The following is a 22,797-nucleotide window of genomic DNA, read 5'->3' as shown; positions in this document are numbered from 1 at the left end:
CTTCGCTCCCTGCGCTTTGGCCACAGCCAGGGTGCAGCGCCGGCGGCGCGGGCCGAAATCGAGCCCGCACCGCCTGAAAGTCAGCTTCAGCTGCCTGCGCGAATACTGCGCACCCTGTTACCGTAATGTTACGCCACCGGCCAAAAAACCGTAACTTTCCTGTCCGTTTCTAGCTCCCGGTGCCTCTATGCTCCACTTTTACCTCAACAACCAGCTCATCCAAACCACCCAGCCTGCTGGTAGTACCCTGCTGGATTTTGTGCGCTACAATCAGCACCTAACGGGTACCAAAATTGGGTGCCGCGAAGGCGACTGTGGGGCCTGCACGGTGCTGGTGGGAGATCTGACGCCGGGCGCCGATATAATCAGCTACCAGGCCATGACCTCCTGCCTGACTCCGCTCGGCAATGCTCACGGCAAGCACGTGGTAACGGTGGAGGGCATTAACGCGGCGCGCGGCGCGCTTACGCCCGTGCAGCAGGCTATTGTGGCGGAAGGCGGCTCCCAGTGCGGTTTTTGCACCGTGGGTTTCGTCATGTCCCTGACTGGCCACGCCCTTAGCCCCAAGCCCAGCACTCCAGAATCGGTGCGGGCGGCCATGGACGGTAATATCTGCCGCTGCACCGGCTACAAAAGCCTGGAACGGGCCGCTCAGCACTTGCAGGAGCAGCTAACCCAGCGCCCGGCGGCTACCTCCCTACCCTGGCTAGCGGCCCAAGGCTTCGTGCCCTCCTACTTCGCCGACATGCCCGGCAAACTTGCCACTCTGCGCGACTTAGCCGCGCACGGCAACGACGCAACGCCCGCCCCGACGCCAACCGGGCCCGCTGGCCAAGCCGAAACCCGGCCCCAACTGCTAGGCGGCGGTACCGATTTGCTGGTGCAGCGCCCGGAGCAGGTGCGCGCCGTGCCGGTGGAGTTGCTGTACAACCAGCCAGCCCTGCGCGGCATCCGGCGCACGGAGGCAGGCACCATAGTGCTGGGAGCCGCCACCACGGCTCAGCAGCTCCTGGAGTCGGAGGTGATGCTGGCGGCGCTGCCGGCCCTACCTCGCTTTCTGAAGCTGGTCAGCAGCACTCCTATTCGACAGATGGGTACCGTGGCGGGCAACTTCATTAACGCTTCTCCCATCGGCGACCTGACTATTCTGTTTCTGGCTTTGGGCGCTGAAATCGAACTGGAAAATGCCACAGGTCAGCGCCGAAGCTTGCCGCTGGCGGAGTTGTACCAGGGCTACAAGCAGCTGGCTAAAGCCCCCGACGAGCAGGTGAGGGAAATCCGGTTTGCGGCCCCTACCCCCACCGATGTATTCAACTTCGAGAAAGTATCGAAGCGCACTCACCTGGATATTGCCAGCGTAAATACCGCCGCCTGGCTGCGGATTCAAGACGGCATGATTCGGGAGGCGCGGCTGTCAGCCGGCGGCGTGGGGCCCATTCCGCTGCTCTTGCGCCGCACCAGCGAGTGGCTGGCGGGCCAACCTCTATCGGCCGAGACGGTGCAACAAGCCCTGACGCTGGCCCAACAGGAAATCAGCCCCATCAGCGACGTGCGCGGCACCGAGCACTACAAGCGCCTGCTGCTCCGGCAGCTGCTCACCGCCCACTTTGGTGAGGCAGTGAATGAGTGACTGAGTGAGGTAGATCAATCATTCTGAGGCGGTAGCCCAAGGATCTTACCGCGCGTGAACATGTCGTTGTACCGATTATCGTGCTGCCGTAGCAAGGTCCTTCGCAGGCTCGGGATGACAGCTGGTTGATCTACTTTACTCAGTCACTTATTCACTGCCTTACTCATTCACTATTTCACCGTCCATGAACCACCTCGATCCGGCCCGCCACGTGCGCGGCGAGTCTCAGTACCTCGATGATATCCCGGTGCAGCACGGCACCCTGTACGCGGCGGTGGTAGAGTCGCCGGTGGCACATGGGCAGCTGCTGAGCGTTGATGTAGCGGCCGCGCTGCAGCAGCCCGGCGTGGTGCGCATCATCACGGCCCAGGACATTCCAGGCGAAAACCAGATTGGTGGTATCGTGCCCGATGAGCCCCTGCTGGCCGAGGGGCACGTGCACTTCCGGGGCCAGCCGGTGGCCCTGGTGCTAGCCGAATCAGAACACGCCGCCCAGGCCGCCCTGCCCCACGTCCGGCTAGACATTGCGCCCCTGCCCGTGACCGTTGACCCGCGCGCCGCCGCGGCCCAGGGCGAGCTGATTGTGCCGCCCCGTACCTTTCGCCTCGGTGACTCCGAGGCCGCCTGGGCCGGGTGCGCGCACGTGTTTGAGGGCGTGGCCGAATCGGGTGGGCAGGAGCACTTGTATATTGAAACCCAGGGCGCTTACGCCTTCCCGACGGAAATGGGCGGGGTGCGCATCGTGTCCTCTACCCAGGGCCCCACGGCCGTGCAGCGCCACATCGCGCGCGTGCTGGGGGTAGGCATGCACCAAGTGGAGGTTGACGTTACCCGCCTCGGGGGCGGCTTCGGCGGCAAGGAAGATCAGGCTACGCCCTGGGGTGCCCTGGCTGGTTTGGGTGCTTTCGTGGTCCGCCGCCCCGTGAAGCTGGTGCTGGACCGCATGGCCGACATGCGCATGACCGGCAAGCGCCACCCCTACTCCTCCGACTTTAAAATCGGGCTGGATGCCGACCTGAAGATTGTGGCCTATGAGGCGACTTTCTTCCAGAATGCCGGCGCGGCCGCCGACCTTTCCCCGGCTGTGCTGGAGCGCACCCTATTCCACGCCACCAATACTTATTTCATCCCGAACGTGACAGCTACGGCCTACAGCTGCCGCACCAACCTGCCGCCCAACACGGCCTTTCGGGGCTTCGGTGGGCCGCAGGGCATGTTCGTTATCGAGTCGGCTATTGCCTGCGCCGCCGAGCAGCTGGGCTTGGCCGCTAGCGAGATACAGCGCCGCAATTTGCTGCGCGAGGGCGACCTGTTTCCGTACCGCCAGCCCACCGAAGGCTGCCACGCCGAGCAGGCCTGGGACACGGCCGCTACGCTCTACAACTTGCCTACCCTGCGCCGCGAGGTGGAAGAGTTCAATCGAGCGCACAAGCTGGTGAAGAAGGGCCTAGCTGTGATGCCCATTTGCTTTGGCATTTCCTTTACCAAAACGGCCATGAATCAGGCCCGGGCGTTGGTGCACATTTACACCGATGGCTCGGTGGGCGTGAGCACCGGGGCGGTGGAAATGGGCCAGGGCGTGAACACCAAAATTGCGCAGGTAGCGGCCCGCACGCTGGGCATCTCCGAGAGCCGCATCAAGGTAGAAAGCACTAATACTACCCGCGTCGCCAACACGTCGCCCTCGGCCGCCTCCGCTACCGCCGACCTCAACGGCAAAGCTACTGAACTGGCCTGCCTAGCTCTGCGCGAGCGGCTGCTCCGCCTAGCGGCCACTGAGCTGGAGCTGGACTACGAAGGCCTACACATTGAGAACGAGCAGGTGCTGGCTGCCGGCCGGCCCGCCGACTCAACCTGGGAGAAACTGGTTTCGGCGGCGTATTGGCAGCGCATCAGCCTGTCGGAAAACGCCCACTACGCTACCCCTGACCTGCACTTCAATGCCGACACGAACCAGGGCTACCCCTTCGCCTACCACGTATACGGCACGGCCCTGACCACCGTGCGGGTTGACTGTTTGCGCGGCACCTACGAGGTAGAGGCCGTGCGCATTGCCCACGATTTTGGCCAGAGCCTCAACCCAGCCATCGACCGGGGGCAGATTGAGGGCGGGGCCGTGCAAGGCATTGGCTGGATGACTTTGGAGGAACTCGTGTATAACGAGGAAGGCCGCCTGCTAAGCAACTCCCTGAACTCCTACAAAATCCCGGACCTGTATTCGGCGCCTAAAGTACTGGACGTGCATTTTCTGGATACGCCCGGCCATCCGCGGGCCGTGCTGCGCTCCAAAGCCGTGGGCGAACCGCCGCTCATGTACGGCATCGGCACGTATTTCGCCCTGCGCGACGCCGTGCGAGCCTTCCGCCCCGACGCTCCTTTGCCTTTTTCGGCCCCAATGACGCCCGAAAAAGTTCTTCTTAATCTGTACCCCGACGCCCCTAGTACCCCCGCCGCTTGGACCTCACTCGCTCAACCCAACTACGCAACCACCTCCGTGGATTCCTGATTTACGCCGCCGGCGACACGGCCGCGGCGCTTTTACTACACGAGTTTTCCTGGGGCCGCCTGCTGGGCATGGCCCTGGTTGGGGGCCTGCTCTACTCCTGGGAAGTGCCCGCCTATTTCCGCTGGCTCGACCAGCGCATTCCCGCCAGCGCCTCCGCCAGCCTAAGCGCCAAATGGATGCGGGCGGCCTTGTCGTTGGCCTACTTTAATCCGCTCTGGATTGCCCGCCACTATGTGTTTCTCCGATTCTTTTCGGGCCAGCCGGAGCAGATTACCTGGGACCTGGTGCCGCTGGCTACCCGCTCGTTTGTGCTGAATATTCCGGTTTCGCTGGTGGTAAATTATTATATCCAGAACCGAGTATCGGCGGAGTGGCGCTTTGTAGTTAGCGCAGTATTTTCCGGGGTAATGGCCGTGTACTACGCCCTTAGCGCCGCCTGGCTCTAGAGCGGCCGCTGCTTGGTTGCTCGTATTTCCTGTACTTTTTTCACCCTAATGATTTCTGCTGCTGCTTCCTTCTCATCCGTTCCCCGCGACTTGCCGGTGTGGGAGCACGCGGCCGCCTGCCTGCGGCAGCAGGTGGGGTAGCACTGCTCTGCGTGCTTGACAGCCAGGGCAGCAGCCCCGGCCGGCAGGGGTTCAAGATGGCGGTAACGGCCGATATGCTGGTTGGCTCTATTGGCGGAGGCATTATGGAGCACAAGTTCGTGGAGCTGGCCCGTACCTTGCTCGTTACTCCTGAGGCGAAACCTGTACTGCGCCACCAGATTCACCGGAAAGAAGCTCCCGCGGACCGCTCCGGGCTTATTTGCTCTGGCGAGCAGTGGGTGCTCATTTTTCCGCTCCGGGCAGCCGACCTAGAAACGTTGGAACGTATGGTACACGCCCTGCGCACTCACGCGGGCGGGCAGCTGCAGCTTTCGGCCGGCCGGGGGCTGGAACTGCACCCCACTACGTCCGTCGCCGACTTTCACTTTACTACCAGCGGGGCCCAATGGGAGTACGCCGAGCGCCTCGGCTTCCGCGACCACGCCATTCTTGTGGGGGCCGGGCACGTAGGGCTGGCCTTGTCCAGGGTGCTAGCTACCCTGAATTTTGAGCTGACCGTTCTTGACGACCGGCCCGGTCTAAATACCCAGTTGCAAAACCCTTTTGCGCATCATAAGCGCACGATATCCTATGAAAGACTGGCCCAGGAAATCCCGGAGGGCTCCGAGCAGTATGTGGTGCTGATGACCTTCGGCTACCGCACCGACCTGATAGCTCTGCGGCAGCTCTTGCAGCGACGGGTGCGGTACGTGGGCGTAATGGGTAGCGCGGCCAAAATTCAGGAGCTGCTAACCACGCTACGGGCCGAAGGCGTACCCGAGAACGTGCTAGCGCGGGTGCACGCTCCTATCGGCCTGCCCATCCATAGCCGTACACCCGAAGAAATAGCCATCAGCATTGCCGCTGAGCTAATTCAGGAACGCAACCGGCCGCTTGGGTAGTAGCACGAGGGGTATGTTAACAGTTTTGCTGGGGGTCTGTCATGCCGAGCCGGAGGCGAAGCATCTCGCGGGCTGACGTTGCAATAACAAGCAGATGACTTCATGCGAGATGCTTCGCCTCCGGCTCGGCATGACGTGCTGATATACTTTATAAGCCCTGACTGTTCACACGACCTGGCTACCAGGGTTGGTTTATTCTAGCGCCGTAGCAAACGCGCATGAGCAGCCTCCTGCGGGTTGTTTAGTTGCCTTCCTCAGCCGTATTGTTGCCCTGTAGGTAGCCAGCTGTGAACACGTGGTATTGGTCGAAAATAGACCGCACGGAACGCCGGAGCACGATTTCACCCTGCGGGCCAGACGGTACGCTCACGCCCGAGGCATAGCCGTTCCACACGGCCCGGTTCGTGCGGTTGTCAATCAGGGTAACTAGTAGGGTCCCTTCAGAGAGGAGCAACCGCACGGGCTGGTAGCCTTTGCGGGCGTCCTTGGGGGTGTCCTCATCTTCCGTGTTGCCGTTTTGCACCCACTTCGTGAAGTCATCCTGGCTGTAGCCCCGAAAGCGCATATCCCCCTCAAATAAGCGGAAGTTCACTAGCAGGTCGGGGCGGCGGCGGGTGGGGCGGTACCCCTGAATCTTCATGCGCGTGCGAATGGCGTCGCGGACGGCTTCGCCCAGCCGGCTGGAGTCGGAGTTGATTCCATCCCCGCTGATAAACTCGTAGGTCCGATAATGCCGGAACTGGCCGGCGTAGCTGTAATCGGATTCTACGCGCGCCTCCCGCGACATAAGGCACCCCGACAGCAATAGGCTGCCGCTGGTCAGCAGAGTAACAAGCAGTTTCATAGGCCCAGAAAAGTTAAAGCATCGCAGCCCTAAAATACGAAACCTAGTGCGCTTGTCTACTGCTAGTTAGTTTAAAATTATGGGTCGGGTTCCAAAACCCCGCGGCCGTTACAATCCGCCGCTTTCAGCCGGCAGAATACTTTTCTCCAGCACGAGCGTCAGGCCCCGCTCGCCCTGCACCGTTCCTACAATATCGAAGCCGGCACGCAGGTTCAGCAGCAGCATGGCCCGCCAGCGGTTCAGCGTCTGGGTTCGGATAGAACGGTAACCGCGCTGCTGGCACCAGGCGTGCTGCCGTTGCATCAGCTCCTGGGCCAAGCCCCGCCGCCGGAAGTCCGGGTGCACGCCGCCCAGCCAGCTGTAGTAGTGCCCGGGTTTTCGTTCGTAGCCCAACTTGCAGGCTACCAGTTGTTCCTCGGCCCATGCCAACCAGACTTGCACGGGCTGCCGATTCTGCTGGTATTGCAATTCGGCAACCAACTCGGCAGTAGGAGTATCGGGAAATACCTGGTGCAGCAACTCCGCCAACGTGCGTTGGTCAGATTCGGCAGATAAGTCAGCTAGCAGTTGAAAGGTATAATTCATGCGCAGCAAGGTAGACGCAGCAACCATAATACGCCGCGTACTAGAATGGCTATTCACTATTCTAATAATTCCAAAATAGACAATACTTGTTTTTCAACAAATACAGGAGTACAGACTCTTTATATCGTTATTTAATTATATCATATAAAATAACATTCCTAAGCATAACCAGACCGTCATGCAGAGCGCAGCGAAGCATCTCGCATGGTATCGTTGCAGTCGTCAGCACGCGAGATGCTTCGCTGCGCTCTGCATGACGGTCTGATTAGTTACATTGTTTACTTAGTTCGATTTACAACATACAATTAATATTTACTTATAAGATAATCATTTAGACTAATAATAGATACACAAATCACAGATCTCACTTTTTCATCTTTCGAAACACTTCAGACATAGTTTCTGGGTCTATGGCTTCCATATCGACAAGCTTTAAGGATTTAACCATATTGAGTGTTGTAGTTTTATATGTTTGAAAGTGAGGTGTTTTTAAGTGCGCCTGGTAAGCTTCTTTGCTAGCGTATATCTCTAGTATTCTTACCTGTGTAGAATCACTCTTCTGATACATTGGATAAATTGAAATAACACCTGGCTCTAATTTTACGGATGCGCGCGATTCTTCTCTGAGAATACTCTTGTATTCTTCAAGATATTTTGGGTAAATTTCTATTTCTGATAAACGAATTATCATAGCGTTTTTCTGAGCAAAAGCACTACTGCATGACAGCAGGAAACCTAGTATAAGCAAGTGCATTTTCATGAGATTTACTTTTACGATTCAGTCAAAAACCCTAGTGCTGTTTATCAGCAAGCTACTGCTAAATTAGCATGCTCTTGAAGTCAAATATACTTCACTTATTCTATTGGTAGCCAGCAGCTTGTAGCTGAAACAGCTCAGCGTAGCGGCCGCCACGCTCCAGCAGTTCTTGGTGGCTCCCAATTTCCACGAACTGTCCGTTTTCAATAACCAGAATCCGGTCGGCCATGCGTACGGTGCTGAAGCGGTGCGAGATAAGCACAGCGGTTTTGCCCTGGGTTAGGTCTTTAAAGCGCTGGAACACCTCGTATTCGGCGCGGGCATCAAGGGCGGCGGTGGGCTCGTCGAGGATAAGTAGCTGAGCGTCGCGCATGTAGGCGCGGCCCAGGGCAATTTTCTGCCACTCGCCCCCGCTCAAATCCACACCCCCGTTGAAGCGGCGGCCAATCATCTGGTCGTAGCCCTGGGGTAGCTTGGCAATGACGGAATCGGCTAGGCTTTGAGCGGCGGCCTGCTCAATACGCGGCTGGTTGTCCTTTTGCTCAATGCGGCCCACGGCCAGGTTCTGGCCCGCCGGCAGCTGGAAACGCACAAAATCCTGGAAAATCACTCCGATTTCCTGGCGCAGCTCGGCCGGATCATACTCGCGCAAATCGTAGCCATCAAGCAAAATCCGACCTTCGGTGGGGTCGTAGAGCCGGGACAGGAGCTTGACCAGGGTTGTTTTGCCGGCCCCGTTTTCGCCAACTAGGGCCAGCTTTTCGCCGGCTTGCAGCGTGAAGTTGAGGTTACGCAGGGCCCATTTTTCGGCGTTGCGGTACTTGAAGCTCATGTTCTCAAACCGGAAGCCTTCCCGGATGGGATGCGGAAACGGCCGCACCGGCTGGGTTTCGTCGCGGCGGATGCGGGGCTGGAGGTGGAAGAAGTCGAAGAAATCCTGCAGGTAAAGGGCCCCTTCCGCCACTGAGCTAAAGCGGCTCAGAATGCCTTCCAGTAGCCCGCGCATGCGGCCAAACGAGCCGGCCAGAAACGTGAGCTGCCCAATGGAAATCTGCCCGCGCACGGCCTGGCTGATGATGTAGACGTAGGCGGCGTAGTAACCGCCTGCCCCCACCGCCGCGAAGAAAGCGCCCCAGCCCGCCCGGCGCATCACCAGGGACTTGTTCTGCTGGTAAAACTGATCTGACAGCGTCCGGAACCGGTCAATGAGAAAGCCCGACAAGCCGAAAATCTTGACTTCCTTGGCCGTTTCATCGGAAGCACCGGTTTGGCGCAGGTAGTCCAGCTCGCGCCGCTCGGGCGTCCAACCGTGCACGAGGGAGTAGCTGCGCTCATTAAAGTGCGACTCGCCCAGGAAGGCGGGCACCACCGCCACCAGCAGCAACAGCAGCAGCCAGGGGTTAAACGCCGTAAGGCCTACGGCCAGAAAAACCATGGTAATGAAGTCCTGGGCCTGGCTGAGCACCTGGGCCATGAGCACCGTGCGCGACAACGTCTGGCGGCGGGCTCGTTCCAGCTTGTCGTAGAAGGCGCTGTCCTCGAACTGGTCGAGGTCCAGTTCGGCCGCGTGCTGCATAAGCCGCACCGAGGTTTGATTGGCAAATAGGTCACCTAGCAAGGAGTCCAGCAGGGCCACGCCGCGTCCCAGCGCATCCGAAAGAATGGCCAGCCCAAACTCCAGGGCTACTAGGGTGAGAACCGGCGTAAGAATCCGCTCAGAGGCCGGCTGCCGACTCAGCTGCACTACCGTGTCGAGGATGAGCTGCCCCACGTAGAGCATGGCTACTGGCAGGGCCGCCCGCAGTAGGCGTAGCCCCACGTTGCCTAGGGTAAGCGCCGGGCTGGTCTGCCAGATCAGGCGCAGAAACTCCGGCAGATTTTTAAGAGCCGAAAACCGCTCTTTTACCGTCAGACTGGGCTTGCCGTCGGGACGCGGCTTTTTGGCCGATATAGTGGAGAGAAACGAATCAGAACGAGCCATAGATGGGCTATACGACACACTCCGCGCCGAAGTGCCGGGGCCGCCGTTTTGGCAGAACAACGGTTAACCTCTATATTTCAGCCGTTACAATCACTATCTGTCTGTTATTCATTTATTTATTAAGATGAAAGTCCTGCTGCTCACTATCCTTCTCTGCTTTTGCTATGGCCTTACTCAGGCCCAAAACCAAGGCATATCGTTCCGGAACACTTCGTGGGAAACGGTGCTGGCGCAGGCCCAACATGAACGCAAGCCCATTTTTGTGTACGCTTACTCCCCGGATGCCATTTCTGTCAGGAAATGGCTGCTACTACTTTCCGGGAATCTAGCGCTACCGCATACTACAATGCTACGTTCGTCTCTTACCAGGTGGATATTACCGCTGACACGGCTTTTGCCAGGCGCCACGACATCGTTTCCTTTCCTACCTATCTGTACTTCGATGCTACGGGAAAGCCCTTGCACCGCAGCTTAGGCGCTAAGCCCGCGGCCGAGTTTATTGCTGATGGCCAGGCAGCCTTTCACCCGAAACAGGCTTTCTATGCCCTTCAGCGCCGATACAACGCCGGCAACCGCTCGGTCAGAACGCTGTATGCCTATAGCACGGCGCTTACTTCCTCCTCCCAGAAACAGAACCTGCAGGCCCAGGTGATAGACGAATACCTGGCTACCCAATCGGCAAAACAGCTCCGCTCCGAGCGAAACCTGCGCTACATCTATACGCACGCCAGCCCACGAACCGACTTGTTTCTGATCCAGCACCAGGACCTGTTCCAGCCGTGGTACAAGTCGCTTGAAATTCAGAAGAAGGCGGAACGCACACTTACCAACATGGCTTTTACGGCCGGGCGGGCCAATGATACCGCAACACTCCGCCGGGTAAGGCAACTAGTGTTGGCCAGCTTCCCTGACACTGTCCGCGCCAATAGCTTAGCAACCATTAACTTCCTGGAAGGCCAGCGCAATTGGGTGTCTTACGCGCGGGCTACGTTGCGTTTTGCCCAGAGTCCGCACGCCGATTTATACACGCTGCGCAAAACGGCTACCTACGTAAAGTACTTTGGCAAGGAACAGGGCCCAGCACGTGAGCAGGAGTCGTTACAGCTGGTAGCGGAACTACTGCCCTTGCTTCTGCAGCGGCAGAAAGACTACCAAAACACGCTGCTGTACGCCCAGGTTTTGCATTTGCTACACCAGGAAACGCAGGCCCTATCCGTGGCTCAAGAGGCCCTGCGGTTGGCCCAGGCCGAACAGGAGTCAGCGGAAGAAGCCAGTACGTTATTGGTCGAAATACAAGCCGCTCAGAAGTAGCCGGCTGCCGTTCAGGCTCGGGCCTCACGCATTCATGATCTTGCCCTGGTTGTCCCAGTGGCTGTGCTTTACTACCATGCTGCCCGGCTCCCGCTTGATGGTGCGCGTGAACCGCTCGCCTACAATCTTGCCATCGGGGCGGCGCTTGCCGAAGAATAGGGTGACTGGCTCCCCGTTTTCATTGGTTAGAAAGGTGATGTCGTAGCCTTTGAACACGTCGTTGATGGTAGCGGAGGGCTCGTAAATCTTGCTTAGCTTCTTGTCGAGTTGCTCGTGGAGGGGCATGGTCGTGCGTAGGTGGTTTCAGGAAAGTGTACGGGTGGTTTCAGCAAGCGGTATAGTGTTGAGGTAGCCGCCCAGCTCAGCAGGAGCAGCACAAAGCAGGCTAACAGAAGCGGCAGCACGTTACTTTACGGCACAAATCAGCTGCTTTGCGTACCTAGTGGTTCGGCTTGCGTTATCAGCAGCCTAGTTGCATTTCCCATGCTGCATAGCCTTCTACTCTCTTCTTTCGATGATTCAGCGCGCCGAGCGCAATACGAAGCCGTACAGGCTGCCTTGGAAGCGGAACCCACTACCTTCCCTACCATTCTGCTCGGCAACTTCGAGGTAGAAGGCGAGGTAGTGGACGCGCTGGTGGTGCGCCCGCACAGCATTACGGTGCTGCTGTTTGTACCCCAAGGAGGCCTGTTAGATATTGCCCCCTCGCAGGAAGGCGCTTGGCAGCTGGGCCCCTACCTGCTTCAGGGCGACGAGCACGCGGCCAATCCCTTCGAGCAGTTTTTGCGCCAGCAAGAGGCCGTAGCTACCTGGCTGAGTGGGCAGCTTCCCACGCCGGCAGTGCCTGCGGAGCTAATTACTGGGCTGGTATTGTTTGCTGGTCCTGTGCAGTTTGGGCCCGGCGTGGAAACCTACCTGCGTCGCCAGCCCGGAGCCGAGAACTTTCAGCTGCTCAGCGCCCTGGCCCAGCTACCGCGCCGCCTGCGCCAGCTGCACAACCCGGAAATCAGTTTTGCAGCCGACGACCTGCTGGCTTGGATTCAGACGCTGACCATTTCCCCGGCTTCAGCGGAAGCTCCGGAAAACGAGCCGCCCGTGGGCGAGGGCAACTACTGGGAGCAGAAAGCCCGGCAACTGTGGCGCTGGCTTGGGGCCGAGGACATTCCGCACGATGCCCCTTACGGCTCGGCGGCCGAGGCGGTAGCGGCCAGCCAGCAGGAAATGCAGCGCCTGGAGCAACTCAGCCAGCAAGTGCGCACCGAGCTAACCCAGCAGCGCCAGGAAATGGAAGCCCGCGAAGCCGAGCGGGAGCACCGCATTGAGCAGCTCCGGGTCCAGTTGACCCAGCCTCCAAACGCGGCGGCTGAGGTAGCAGCCCTGCAGGCGCGCTTAGCCACCGAAACCCGGGAGAAAAACCTGCTGGAAGATGCCATCCGGGCAGCCCAACTGGAGTCGGCGGCGCGCAACCAGGAGATGGACGCCCGGATTCAGCAACTAAGCCACCTGATTCAGCAGCTGCAAGCGCAGCCCGCGCCAGCCGCGCCGGCAGTGGTGACTGCCACACCTGCGGCGGCACCCGTTACGCCAGCTCGCGCCGCGCCGCGCCCGGCCCCCACCCCAGCTACCCAGCCCCCTAGGCCTACGCCGCATACGGGGCGGAATCTACTGGACCGGCCTTCGTGGCGGGTGCAATGGCCCCGGGTGGCCGTCGTAGCGGCAGTTATTCTGGGCGGGGGCTTGGGCGTGTGGGGTCTGGTTCACGTAGTAAGCCGCCGCTCTGAACCTGAACCCACTACCCAAGCTCGGCCTAACCGCTCCTCCAACGCCGAAGAACCGTTCCAAGCCCAGGCTCCTACCCTTACCGACATTCAACCGGACACGGTGGTGCTGGAGGAAGACACGGAAGACCAGGAAACGCAGATGATGGCCGATTCTCTAGACCAGGTTGCTACCACACCTCCGGCCGAAGAAATCGATTCGACCGACGTCTCCGTACCTACCACTACCGACTCAACAGGGACGCAGACGCCTTAATGTCCTTCCTACTTCACTTAAGCCGCGCCGGCGCTGAACGCAACAAGACTATATTCTTCGCTACCATTCTGTTTATCAGATTTTTATCACATTGCCGCCCGTATATCTCAGGTGTAGCAAAAAGCACAAAAAAAAGGCTCCAACCACAATGGTTGGAGCCTTTCTTATAGCGTCACGGTACTTGTGTTAGTTAGTACGGTTTGGCTTCGTGGCCTACTGCTTCGGCTTGCGCCACGGCGTCGGCTGCTTTGCTTTGGTTGTACTGGTTGCCACCTTCAGGCGTCTTGCCGCTGCGGGCTTTCTGCAGGCCGTCGGCCAGGCGCTGGCCCCAGTCCGGGTCGCAGTTAGTGCACAGCTCCACCATCTTGTCGCTCACCTTGCGGTCAGCGTCGGCCAGGGCACCCACCATGTTGCTGATCAGGTCGTCACGCTCCCAATCCTCGTGCAGGCGGTACCGTTCGCCGGCCTGCTTGAAGTTGTTGGTACGGTCCAAGGTCTGGCGAACCAAGCGGCCAGTATAGAGCGGCGTGTGCTCGGGAGCCGTGCGTGGGGCTTCCTTCAGGCCGTTCAGGCTGCTGGGCTCGTAGTTGATGTGCGCGTTCTGGCCCGGAGCCGTATCAACGTGGTAGGCCATCTGGCCGTCGCGCTGGTTGGTGGCCACGTGCTTTTTGGGCGCGTTAATGGGCAGCTGCAAGTAGTTGGTTCCCACACGGTAACGCTGGGTATCCGAGTACGAGAAGGTGCGGCCCTGCAGCATCTTGTCGTCGGAGAAATCGAGGCCATCGACCAGCACCCCGGTACCAAACGCCGACTGCTCTACCTCGGCGAAGTAGTTTTCGGGGTTCTTGTTCAGGGTCATTTTGCCCACGGGCAGGAAGGGGAACTGATCCTGGGGCCAAATCTTGGTGTCATCCAAGGGGTCGAAGTCCAGCTCAGGGTGCTCATCATCCGACATAATCTGCACACACAGCTCCCACTCGGGGAAGTTGCCGGCCTTGATGTTGTCGAACAGGTCCTGGGTAGCGTGGTTGAAGTTCTTGGCCTGAATGGCTTCGGCTTCCTGCGCTGTCAGGTTTTTGATGCCCTGCAGCGGCTCCCAGTGATATTTCACCAGCACGGCCTGGCCCTGGGCATTAATCCACTTGTAGGTGTTCACCCCGAGCCCTGCATCTGGCGGTAGTTAGCCGGAATGCCCCAAGGCGAGAACAGGAAAGCCACCATGTGCATGGCCTCCGGCGTGTTCGAGATGAAGTCGAAGATCCGCTCGCCGGTCTGGCGGTTGTGCACCGGGTCAGGCTTCTGGGAGTGAATCAGATCCGGAAACTTCATGGCATCCCGGATGAAGAACACCTTCAGGTTGTTGCCTACCAGGTCCCAGTTGCCGTCTTCGGTGTAGAATTTCACCGCGAAGCCGCGCGGGTCGCGCAGGGTTTCGGGCGAGTGGCCGCCGTGGCCTACCGTGCTGAAGCGCACAAATACCGGGGTCTGCTTGCCGGCCATGTTAAACAGCTTGGCGCGGGTATACTTTTCAATGGGCTCGTCGCCTACCTTACCATAGGCTTCAAACACACCGTGGGCACCAGCGCCCCGGGCGTGTACCACCCGCTCCGGCACCCGCTCCCGGTCGAAGTGGCTGATTTTCTCCAGAAACTGGTAGTTCTCCAGCGTAGCCGGACCACGGTTGCCTACGGTGCGCAGGTTTTGGTTGTTGGTGAGTGGGTGACCCTGGCGGGTGGTAAGGGTCTGGGCATTTTCGCCTTCGGCCGTGCGCTGGTCATGCGACGTTCCGGCGCCGGTGACGGCCGTTCCGGTACCGTTGCCGGAGGTGCCGTTCTGGGCTTGATTCTGCTGGTCTTGTGCCATACCTGATAACGTGTAAGTGATGGGTGTACTACAACGAAGGTACACGGTTGGTTGGTGCTAGTGGAGAATTTTTCTCCGAAAGAATTTTGGCCTTTTTGCTTTCGTCCTCACGCGCAGTCCTTGCAAATGCTTGCAACGCGGCGAGTATCAGCATATTTACCCTCTGGTAGGGCCGGGCCGCACTCCTGGGGCTACCTTTGCCTTTCCATGCTTGTACCTTCCGCTACTGCTCCCGCCCGGGTGTACACTCCGGCTTCTGGCTGATGTGCCTTTCGTCGCTGCTCTTTTTCATGAGCTTCAACATGCTGCTGCCCGAGCTGCCCGACTACCTCACGCGCCTGGGCGGGGCCGAGTACAAGGGTTTCATTATTGCTTTGTTCACGCTCACGGCCGGCATTTCGCGCCCCTTTAGCGGCAAGCTGGCTGATACCGTGGGTCGGATTCCGGTAATGGTGTTTGGCTCGTTGGTGTGCTTTGTGTGCGGCTTCTTCTACCCTTTCACGGCCACCGTGGCGGCATTTTTGGGACTGCGCCTGCTGCACGGCTTCAGCACGGGCTTCAAGCCCACGGGCACCGCCGCCTTTATTGCCGACATCATTCCGTACGCTCGCCGTGGCGAGGCCATGGGGTTGCTGGGGGTAGCTGGCTCCCTGGGCATGGCCGCTGGCCCCATGTTAGGGTCCTTCCTGGCCGAGCAGTTTTCCCTAAACACGATGTTCTACTGCTCCTCGGGCCTGGCGTTGCTGAGCTTGGTGGTGCAGGGCACCATGACGGAAACCCTCCCTCCCGACCAGCGCCAGCCTTTCCGCTGGAGCCTACTGCGCCTTGATTGGAGCGAGGTGCTGGAGCCGCGAGTACTCAAACCGGCCCTCGTGACGCTGCTGTGCTTGTTTCCATTTGGGGCTGTGCTCACCGTCATTCCCGACCAAAGCCGCCTGCTAGGCCTCACGCACGGCAGCAAAGGCCTGTTCTATACCTGTTACACCGGCGCTTCCCTGGTGGTGCGGCTGCTGGCCGGCCGGGCCTCCGACCGTTACGGCCGCGTGCCGGTGCTCATTGGCTCCTCGGCCCTAATGGCGGTGTCGCTGGCCCTGATGGCGCTGGCGACCTCAACGCCGGTGTTCCTTGGTTCGGCCATCCTGTTCGGACTAGCCACGGGCCTGAATTCGCCTACCCTCTACGCCTGGACCGTAGACCTGAGCCACCCAGAGCGGCGGGGCCGGGCCGTGGCCACCATGTACATCGCCCTGGAAGCCGGTATTGGCTTGGGGGCCCTGCTGGCCGGTTGGCTGTACGCCAATGAGCCCGCCCATCTGCCCTTCGTGCACGCGCTGAGCGCCCTGGCTGTAACTGCTGCCTTGCTCTACCTGCTTGGGCAGCGGCATACTGCCGCGCCAGTGGAAGAATAGCCACAGTTGGTAGCTCGACGGCTTTTCAATAGTTTTACTACGCTGCCGGGCTACTCGGCCGGTTTATTACTTGGTAATTAGTTATTCATAGTCGAATGATTACTCGTGTTGTGCCTGCCCATTGGTGGGGTGCAGTGGCAAGCCTGCTGCTTTGCTCTCCGGCGCTGGCCTGGGCCCAGGAAGTTCCCGTTCGTTTTGGCAAGCTGGATGCGCAGGAAGCAGCCCAGCTTCTGGCCCGCCCGGCTCCCGATTCGGCTGCGGCCGAAGTGGTCTGCGACTTTGGACAATCAACCATTAAGGGTGGGCAAGATGGGTTTGAGCTACGGTTTGAGCGCACGGCCCGGCTACTGATCCGGCGGCGGCCGGGGTATGAGCACGCTACCGTGCGCGTGGTGCTTTACCACGACCCCAAAAACGGCAATCGGGAGCAGATTCAGCAGCTGAAAGGCATTACCTACAACCTCACGGGCAAGGAGCTGAGCAAGGATTTGCTGCGCACGGAGGCCGTGTTTAGCCGCAAGCTCAACGACCGTCTCGATGAGTATGCTTTTACCTTGCCTAACGTTCGGGAGGGCTCCATTCTGGAATTTACCTACGTCATCCGCTCCCCGTTTCTGTTCAATTTGCAGGACTGGCAGTTTCAGCAGGAAATTCCGGTGCGCTGGAGTGAGTATCGGGTCCAGATTCCGAGCTTCTACCGCTACAAGGAAATGACCCGCTCCTACTGGCCCTTCGCCGTGAATACGAGCGGCGCAGCGCCTTATACCACTACCTACCGCGAGAAAGTACAAGACTCATATGGCGCAATCAGTGCCGGTAGCGCCGACAAGTCTTATCAGATCAGCACCCAGGCCCTTACCCGGCGCTGGGTTCAGCAAGATATTCCGGCGTTCCGGCCCGAGCCTTTCCTGACCACGGAACACGATTATCTGAGCCGCGTTGACTTCGAGCTAGAACGCATTCAGTTCAACCCTGAACGGGACCCGCAATTTGTAGTAAGCTCGTGGGCCCAGATTGAAAAGGAGTTGCTCGAGAAAGAAGACTTCGGGCAGTATCTGCAGCAAAATTCTGCGCTGGCTACGGCGGCAGCCGCCCTGCGTTCCATCCCGGATCCAGGAGCCCGCGCGGCGGCGGCCCGGCAACTGGTGCTACAGGCGGTGGGTTATAGCGGTACGGCTTCGCTTTACGCCCGAGCTACCCCCAAACGGGTGCTGGAAACTCGCCAGGGCAACGCGGCCGAAATCAATTTACTGCTGGTGCGCCTGCTGCGCGAAGCCGGCCTGGAGGCCCAGCCTTTGCTGCTGAGCACCCGCAGCCACGGCCGCATTCAAACGGAGCTACCTGTGCTAAGCCAGTTTAACTACGTAGCCGCCCACGTGATTCTACCCGGCAACAAAGAGCTGGTGCTGGATGCCACCGACCCGACCCTACCCCGGAGCTGCTGCCGGAAAACTGCCTGAACGACCAAGGCCGACTGCTCGGGCCGGCGGGGCGCTGGGTTTCTCTAGCAACGGCGGTTCCGCACTTACGCTACACGCACGCTCGCCTCACGCTCGCTGCCACGGGCGCCTTGCAAGGAACTGTGCGCCAGGAATACGCGGGTTACGCTGCTTCTGAGCACCGCCAACCCGTGGCAGCTCTGCGTCAGCAGTGGCAGCAAGCCCACCCCGACTGGCAAATTGAAAAAGCGGAAGCCGTAGCCGATGACCTAACCCGCCCCGTGGCTCTCACGGTGGCAGCCCGCCTGCCCGGGGCCGAGGCCCCAGCCGCTACGCTCTACGTGCGCCCAGCTGCGCAGCTGGGGCTGCCAGCTAACCCCTTTCGCCACCCCGACCGCCTCTACCCGGTGGACATGGCCAGCACCCAGCGGCTGGAGTACATGGTGGAGCTTACCCTGCCCGAGGGCTACACCGCCGCTGAACTACCGGCTGCTACTAGCCTGGCGTTACCCAATGAAGGTGGCCGCTTTGTTTTTAGCGTAAGCCAGCCCACGGCCCAAACCCTGGCTATTACCAGCCGTCTGCATCTAGCTAAAACCCATTATTCGGCCGAAGAATACCACGCGCTTCGTGAGCTGTACGCCCGGGCACTGGCCAAAATGACCGAGCCTATTGTAGTGCAGCGCCAATAATCTGTACGGGGCCATTTGTTTGGGCAGCGCCGAATAGTGATATTTCGATTCCGTTTCTTTATCCTGTTGCAACTGTAGTATATCTCCCTTCTTGGCGCTGGCTTCGGCCAGGCAGTCCAAAGCTCGGGAATAGCTATTCTCCATTCGTCACGTTACTACACCTACCCCTGTTGGTATGATTCAACCTTTACTCCGCCGGCTGTTTCTGGCCGGTATTTGCTCTGGCGCGTCCGTATCACTGGCCCACGCCCAGGCTGACCCCATTAAATTCGGTAAGATTGACGAGCGGGACCTGACGGACCAAAACTTTGTGGCCGACAGCGCCGCGCCGGCCGTGGTACTCTGCGACTTCGGCCGCTCCCGCTTCGATTACAGTGAGGGCGGATTTCGTGTGATATTTGAACGGGTAGCGCGCATCAAAATCCTGAAGAAAGCCGGTTACGACTACGCCACGGTGAAAGTACCGCTCTATCACCGGGGCACCAACGAGGAAAAACTCACGGCCTTGCGCGGCTTCACTTACAACCTGGTAAATGGGCAGGTAGTCAAGGAAAAACTCAATTCCGAGTCGATATTCCGGGAGGAAAGTACGCCCAACATCACCATCCGCAAATTCACGATGCCCAACGTGCGGGAAGGCTCCATTGTGGAGTTTACTTACTCAGTGGCCTCGGAGTTCACCTTCAATTTTCAGGACTGGACTTTTCAGTCGGACATTCCAGTGCGCTGGAGCGAGTACCGCGCCGCCATTCCGGAGTATTTCGACTACAAGATGCTGATGCAGGGCTACGAGCCCTCAGAAGTGCAGGAGCGCACGGAAGGAACTACCCAGTACACCATTCGGTGGTCATCCACTATTGAGGCGGGTATGCAAGGTGGCCGGCAGCCGGGCGGCTCAGAGACGATTACGCCCCGCGTGACTAATTACCGCTGGGCCATGAAGAACCTGCCCGCCATGCGCGAGGAGCCCTACATGACCACCACCAACGACTACATTGCCAAGATTGACTTCGAACTGGCCGGCACCAAATGGCCCAATGAACCTTATAAAGCAGTAGCCAATTCCTGGGAGAAAATTGACCAGGAATTACTCAACGAGGACAGCTTCGGAGCCCAGCTCAGCCGCGGCAGCTTTCTGAAGGAGCAGCTCGCGCCCCTGGTAGCCCAGCACCCGGACCCCGCTACCCGCGCCGCCGCCGTGCACGATTTAATCCGGCGGGCCGTGAAGCATAACGGCAACAACGGCGTAACTTCCTCGGGGAACATCCGGCGGGTGTACGAGCAGAAATCTGGCTCGGCCGCCGACGTAAACCTGCTGCTGATTGCCGCCCTGCGCGAGGCCGGCCTGAATGCCAACCCGTGGTGCTGAGCACCCGCACCCACGGCCGCATGGAAACCAACGTGCCCCTAATGAGCCGTTTCAATTACGTGGTGGCCCACGTGGCCCTGCCTGAAGGCAAGGAACTGCTGGTAGATGCCACCGAGGAGCTGGCACCTTGCGGCATGCTGCCCTACCGTTGCCTGAATGGTGTAGGTCGCCTGGTGCTGCCCAAAGCTGGTGAGTCGCGGTGGGTGGAGCTCAAGCCCGCTGACCGGCTCGTGACCTACCGGCAGATTAACCTGACGGTGGATGAGAAAGGTAGCCTTAGCGGTAAGGTGCACCAGGAGCACGGCGGCTATCTGGCCCTGAACCAGCGCGAGAAGCTGCGCAAGCTGGGCGAGAAAAAGTACGTGGAGGAAATCGTCACTGACCACGAGGGCTGGAGCATTCCGAAGTATACCTTCAAGGAGCGCGACAATCTGCACAAGCCCCTGATGCTGGACTACGAGTTTGCCACTACGGGCGGAGAAACGCCGGTAGGCACCATTTACCTGAACCCCCTACGCTACTTCGGCACCGACAAAAACCCCTTCCTGCACGAGGATCGGCGCTTTCCCGTGGACTTCGGCACTGCCCTGGATGAGACCATTCTCCTGACCATTTCGCTGCCTGCCGGCTACGTGCTGGAAGAAACCCCCAAGGGTATGTCAGTGGAGCTGCCCGAGGGCGGGGGCCGTTTTCTCTACAACGTGCAGCCCGGCGAAGGCACCATTCAGATTATGAGCCGCATGAGCCTGGCCCGGCCAGTTTACTCGGCCGAAGAATACGCTTACCTGCGGGAGTTCTTCACCCACGTGATGACGAAACAGGGAGAGAAATTGGTGCTCAAGAAGAAGGCCTAATGCGTAGCTACCTCCTCCCCTTTGTAGCCGGTTGCGCGGCCTGGCTGAGCGTGGCGGCCGGTCCGGCCTGGGCCGCCTACGGCCCCGCGCCCAAATACGCGGTGGCTGCCCTGCCCGGCGCCCTGCGCGAAAACGCCCACGCCGTGGTCCGCCGCCACGAGGAAACCCTGCTGGTAAAGTCGGTGGGCCGCACGGTAGAAACAGTACGTCGGGCCGTTACGGTGCTCGATGAGGCTGGGGCCCGTTGGGCCACGGAACTAGTGTACTACAGCCAGCTCAACAGCATTAGCTACTTCCGGGGCAGCGTGTATGACGCCGAGGGCCGGCTGCTGCGCCAGCTCCGCCCGGCTGACATCCACGACATTAGCCTCTCCGACGGCTTTAGCCTGGCTTCCGATGCCCGCGGCCGGGTAGCCGATTTAAGCCAGCCCTCCTACCCCTACACGGTGGAGTTCGAGTACGAAGTCGTATCCGATAACCCACTGTTCTACTCTACCTGGCGGCCCCAGCCCGTGGAACAGCTTAGCGTGGAGCAGGCCTCGTTTCGGGTGCTGATGCCCACGGGCTTGGCCTTGCGCTACCAGGAGCTGCACCTGCCGGCCGGGGCCGCGCAGGCCCGCCGCGCCCAGGGCAGTCAGGAAGTGTACGAGTGGCAGGTGCACGATTTGGCCGCCCGCGAGGAAGAGCCCGACGGGCCCTCCATTGCCGACGTGACGCCAGCCGTGCTAACGGCGCCTACTGAGTTTGAGGTGGAAGGCCACGCCGGCAAACTTACTTCCTGGGCCGACCTGAGCCGCTGGACCTACGAGCTGAACGCCGGCCGCGACGCGCTGCCGCCGGCCTTGCAAGCGCGCATGGCTGCCCTGGTGCAAGGCGAAACCGATGAGCGGGCCCGCATCCGGAAGGTGTACGAGTTTCTGCAAGCCAACACCCGCTACGTTTCCATTCAATTGGGCCTGGGCGGCTGGCAGACGTTCCCGGCGGCCTCCGTGGCTGCCAACGGCTACGGCGACTGTAAAGCCCTGACCAACTACTGCAAAGCCCTGCTGGGCGCGGCCGGCATCACGGCCCACGCCGCCTTGGTGCGCGCCGGCTCCGATGAGCAGGATATTCGTACGGACTTTCCCAGCTCCCAATTTAACCACGTGGTGCTGTGCGTGCCCCTGGTGAAAAGCACCCGGCCCGATACCGTGTGGCTGGAGTGCACTAGCCAAAGCAACCCGTTTGGGTACATGGGTGGTTTCACGGGCAACCGCCACGCCCTGCTGCTACTGCCTCAGGGTGGGCGCCTGATTACTACCCCGCGCTACGGCGCCGCCGAAAACCGGCGCGAGCGGCTAGCCGACGTGTACCTGGACGCCCAGGGCAATGCCACGGCTACCTTGCGTACCCTGCGCACCGGCCTAGAATATGACGCTGTAGCTTCCTTACCGAGCCTGGACTTGGCCGAGCAGAAAAAGCACATCAGCAGCCGGCTACCCCTGCCCAACTTCACCCTGACCAAAGTGGCCCTGCGGCCTACGCCCCCGGCGCGGCGGTGCCCGGCCTCACGGAAAGCCTCGCCCTGACCCTGCCGGCCCTGGCCCCGCCCAGTGGCAAGCGTGTGTTCCTGACGCCCAATCTGCTCAGCCGGCTTTCGGCCCCGGCCGCCAGCGTGGGCGAGCGGCAAACCGACCTCTGGCTGGACCATGCCCTCACCCAAACCGACACGGTGCGCCTGCACGTATCGGCCAGCTTGCGGCCCGAGCAGCTGCCCGCCCCGTGCAACTGAGCACCCCGTTCGGCACCTACTCCAGCCAGCTGCAAACCCTGCCCGATGGCACCATCCAGTACATCCGCCGGCTGCAGCTGCCGCGCACCCGCTTTGCCCGCACCGATTACCCCGCCTACCTAGAGTTTCGGCGCAAGATTAGCGCGGCAGATAAAGCCCAGCTGGTGTTGCTGAAAACAGACGCATAAGGGTCCCTGGCTTATGCAGTAGCGCGCCTACCCCGGCTGGGGTAGGCGCGCTTTTTTAGTGCTGTGGCCCCTGGC

General features: G+C 60.0%; 18 protein-coding genes and 2 pseudogenes. 14 read left to right on the top strand and 6 right to left on the bottom strand.

Annotation, left to right across the window (positions count from 1 at the left end):
- The first annotated feature begins 187 nt into the window (after nucleotides 1-187).
- From MUN84_RS16265 to MUN84_RS16250, 4 genes are all read left to right on the top strand, one after another.
- Nucleotides 188-1,630 carry an FAD binding domain-containing protein gene (locus MUN84_RS16265; RefSeq protein WP_244695084.1) on the top strand — a complete coding sequence of 481 codons (1,443 nt, stop codon included), beginning with the start codon at nucleotides 188-190 and terminating at the stop codon, nucleotides 1,628-1,630.
- A gap of 184 nt (nucleotides 1,631-1,814) precedes the next feature.
- Nucleotides 1,815-4,136 carry a xanthine dehydrogenase molybdopterin binding subunit gene (locus MUN84_RS16260; RefSeq protein WP_244695083.1) on the top strand — a complete coding sequence of 774 codons (2,322 nt, stop codon included), beginning with the start codon at nucleotides 1,815-1,817 and terminating at the stop codon, nucleotides 4,134-4,136.
- Nucleotides 4,085-4,582: a hypothetical protein gene (locus MUN84_RS16255; protein WP_244695081.1), complete on the top strand. Its 498-nt coding sequence runs from the start codon at nucleotides 4,085-4,087 to the stop codon at nucleotides 4,580-4,582. The genes MUN84_RS16260 and MUN84_RS16255 overlap by 52 nt, the downstream gene beginning before the upstream one ends.
- Before the next feature lie 98 nt (nucleotides 4,583-4,680).
- Entirely contained in the window at nucleotides 4,681-5,625 is a 945-nt protein-coding gene (locus tag MUN84_RS16250; protein WP_244695079.1) for an XdhC family protein, read from the top strand.
- 241 nt (nucleotides 5,626-5,866) lie between these two features.
- Here MUN84_RS16250 and MUN84_RS16245 read toward each other — a convergent pair whose 3' ends face one another.
- The 4 genes from MUN84_RS16245 to MUN84_RS16230 all read right to left on the bottom strand — a co-directional run bounded on the left by MUN84_RS16245 (nucleotide 5,867) and on the right by MUN84_RS16230 (nucleotide 9,792).
- Nucleotides 5,867-6,469, bottom strand: coding sequence for a DUF4136 domain-containing protein (locus MUN84_RS16245; protein WP_244695078.1), 603 nt, complete (start codon nucleotides 6,467-6,469; stop codon nucleotides 5,867-5,869).
- A gap of 108 nt (nucleotides 6,470-6,577) precedes the next feature.
- Nucleotides 6,578-7,054 (bottom strand): GNAT family N-acetyltransferase, encoded by a 477-nt coding sequence (locus MUN84_RS16240; protein WP_244695076.1) that lies wholly within the window; start codon nucleotides 7,052-7,054, stop codon nucleotides 6,578-6,580.
- Between the two features lie 364 nt (nucleotides 7,055-7,418).
- Nucleotides 7,419-7,814: a putative quinol monooxygenase gene (locus MUN84_RS16235; RefSeq protein ID WP_244695074.1), complete on the bottom strand. Its 396-nt coding sequence runs from the start codon at nucleotides 7,812-7,814 to the stop codon at nucleotides 7,419-7,421.
- Nucleotides 7,815-7,914: 100 nt separating this feature from the next.
- Nucleotides 7,915-9,792: an ABC transporter ATP-binding protein gene (locus MUN84_RS16230; RefSeq protein WP_244695073.1), complete on the bottom strand. Its 1,878-nt coding sequence runs from the start codon at nucleotides 9,790-9,792 to the stop codon at nucleotides 7,915-7,917.
- Between the two features lie 288 nt (nucleotides 9,793-10,080).
- On the opposite strand from MUN84_RS16230, the pseudogene MUN84_RS16225 reads away from it, so the two are divergent.
- Nucleotides 10,081-11,103, top strand: a pseudogene (locus tag MUN84_RS16225) (hypothetical protein); the annotation flags it as partial.
- Between the two features lie 24 nt (nucleotides 11,104-11,127).
- Here MUN84_RS16225 and MUN84_RS16220 read toward each other — a convergent pair.
- Nucleotides 11,128-11,388, bottom strand: a complete 261-nt coding sequence (locus tag MUN84_RS16220) for a hypothetical protein (RefSeq protein WP_244695069.1) — start codon at nucleotides 11,386-11,388, stop codon at nucleotides 11,128-11,130.
- Nucleotides 11,389-11,586: 198 nt separating this feature from the next.
- On the opposite strand from MUN84_RS16220, the gene MUN84_RS16215 reads away from it, so the two are divergent.
- On the top strand, nucleotides 11,587-13,137 hold the full coding sequence (locus MUN84_RS16215; RefSeq protein ID WP_244695068.1) for a hypothetical protein: 1,551 nt from the start codon (nucleotides 11,587-11,589) through the stop codon (nucleotides 13,135-13,137).
- Between the two features lie 190 nt (nucleotides 13,138-13,327).
- Here the strand turns inward: MUN84_RS16215 and MUN84_RS16210 are convergent.
- Nucleotides 13,328-15,000, bottom strand: a pseudogene (locus tag MUN84_RS16210) (catalase).
- 263 nt (nucleotides 15,001-15,263) lie between these two features.
- Between MUN84_RS16210 and MUN84_RS16205 the strand changes: the two are divergent.
- From MUN84_RS16205 to MUN84_RS16170, 8 genes are all read left to right on the top strand, one after another.
- Nucleotides 15,264-16,409, top strand: a complete 1,146-nt coding sequence (locus MUN84_RS16205; protein WP_244695066.1) for an MFS transporter — start codon at nucleotides 15,264-15,266, stop codon at nucleotides 16,407-16,409.
- A 95-nt stretch (nucleotides 16,410-16,504) separates the two neighbouring features.
- Nucleotides 16,505-17,869 carry a transglutaminase domain-containing protein gene (locus MUN84_RS16200; RefSeq protein ID WP_244695065.1) on the top strand — a complete coding sequence of 455 codons (1,365 nt, stop codon included), beginning with the start codon at nucleotides 16,505-16,507 and terminating at the stop codon, nucleotides 17,867-17,869.
- Between the two features lie 110 nt (nucleotides 17,870-17,979).
- Nucleotides 17,980-18,540, top strand: a complete 561-nt coding sequence (locus MUN84_RS16195) for a hypothetical protein (RefSeq protein WP_244695064.1) — start codon at nucleotides 17,980-17,982, stop codon at nucleotides 18,538-18,540.
- 175 nt (nucleotides 18,541-18,715) lie between these two features.
- The gene (locus MUN84_RS16190; protein WP_244695063.1) at nucleotides 18,716-19,909 is read left to right on the top strand and encodes a DUF3857 domain-containing protein; all 1,194 of its coding nucleotides are present in this window, start codon (nucleotides 18,716-18,718) and stop codon (nucleotides 19,907-19,909) included.
- A complete protein-coding gene (locus MUN84_RS16185; protein WP_244695062.1) occupies nucleotides 19,900-20,763 on the top strand; it encodes a hypothetical protein in 864 nt (287 codons plus the stop codon). The genes MUN84_RS16190 and MUN84_RS16185 overlap by 10 nt, the downstream gene beginning before the upstream one ends.
- A complete protein-coding gene (locus tag MUN84_RS16180; protein ID WP_244695061.1) occupies nucleotides 20,763-22,331 on the top strand; it encodes a DUF3857 domain-containing protein in 1,569 nt (522 codons plus the stop codon). Before MUN84_RS16185 ends, MUN84_RS16180 begins: the two co-directional genes overlap by 1 nt.
- On the top strand, nucleotides 22,301-22,534 hold the full coding sequence (locus MUN84_RS16175) for a hypothetical protein (RefSeq protein ID WP_244695060.1): 234 nt from the start codon (nucleotides 22,301-22,303) through the stop codon (nucleotides 22,532-22,534). The genes MUN84_RS16180 and MUN84_RS16175 overlap by 31 nt, the downstream gene beginning before the upstream one ends.
- The gene (locus MUN84_RS16170; RefSeq protein ID WP_244695059.1) at nucleotides 22,525-22,722 is read left to right on the top strand and encodes a hypothetical protein; all 198 of its coding nucleotides are present in this window, start codon (nucleotides 22,525-22,527) and stop codon (nucleotides 22,720-22,722) included. Before MUN84_RS16175 ends, MUN84_RS16170 begins: the two co-directional genes overlap by 10 nt.
- Nucleotides 22,723-22,797: the final 75 nt, after the last annotated feature.

This window comes from Hymenobacter sp. 5516J-16, from assembly GCF_022919335.1.
GTDB lineage: Bacteria > Bacteroidota > Bacteroidia > Cytophagales > Hymenobacteraceae > Hymenobacter > Hymenobacter sublimis.
This window is presented reverse-complemented; position numbering and strand designations above follow the sequence as displayed.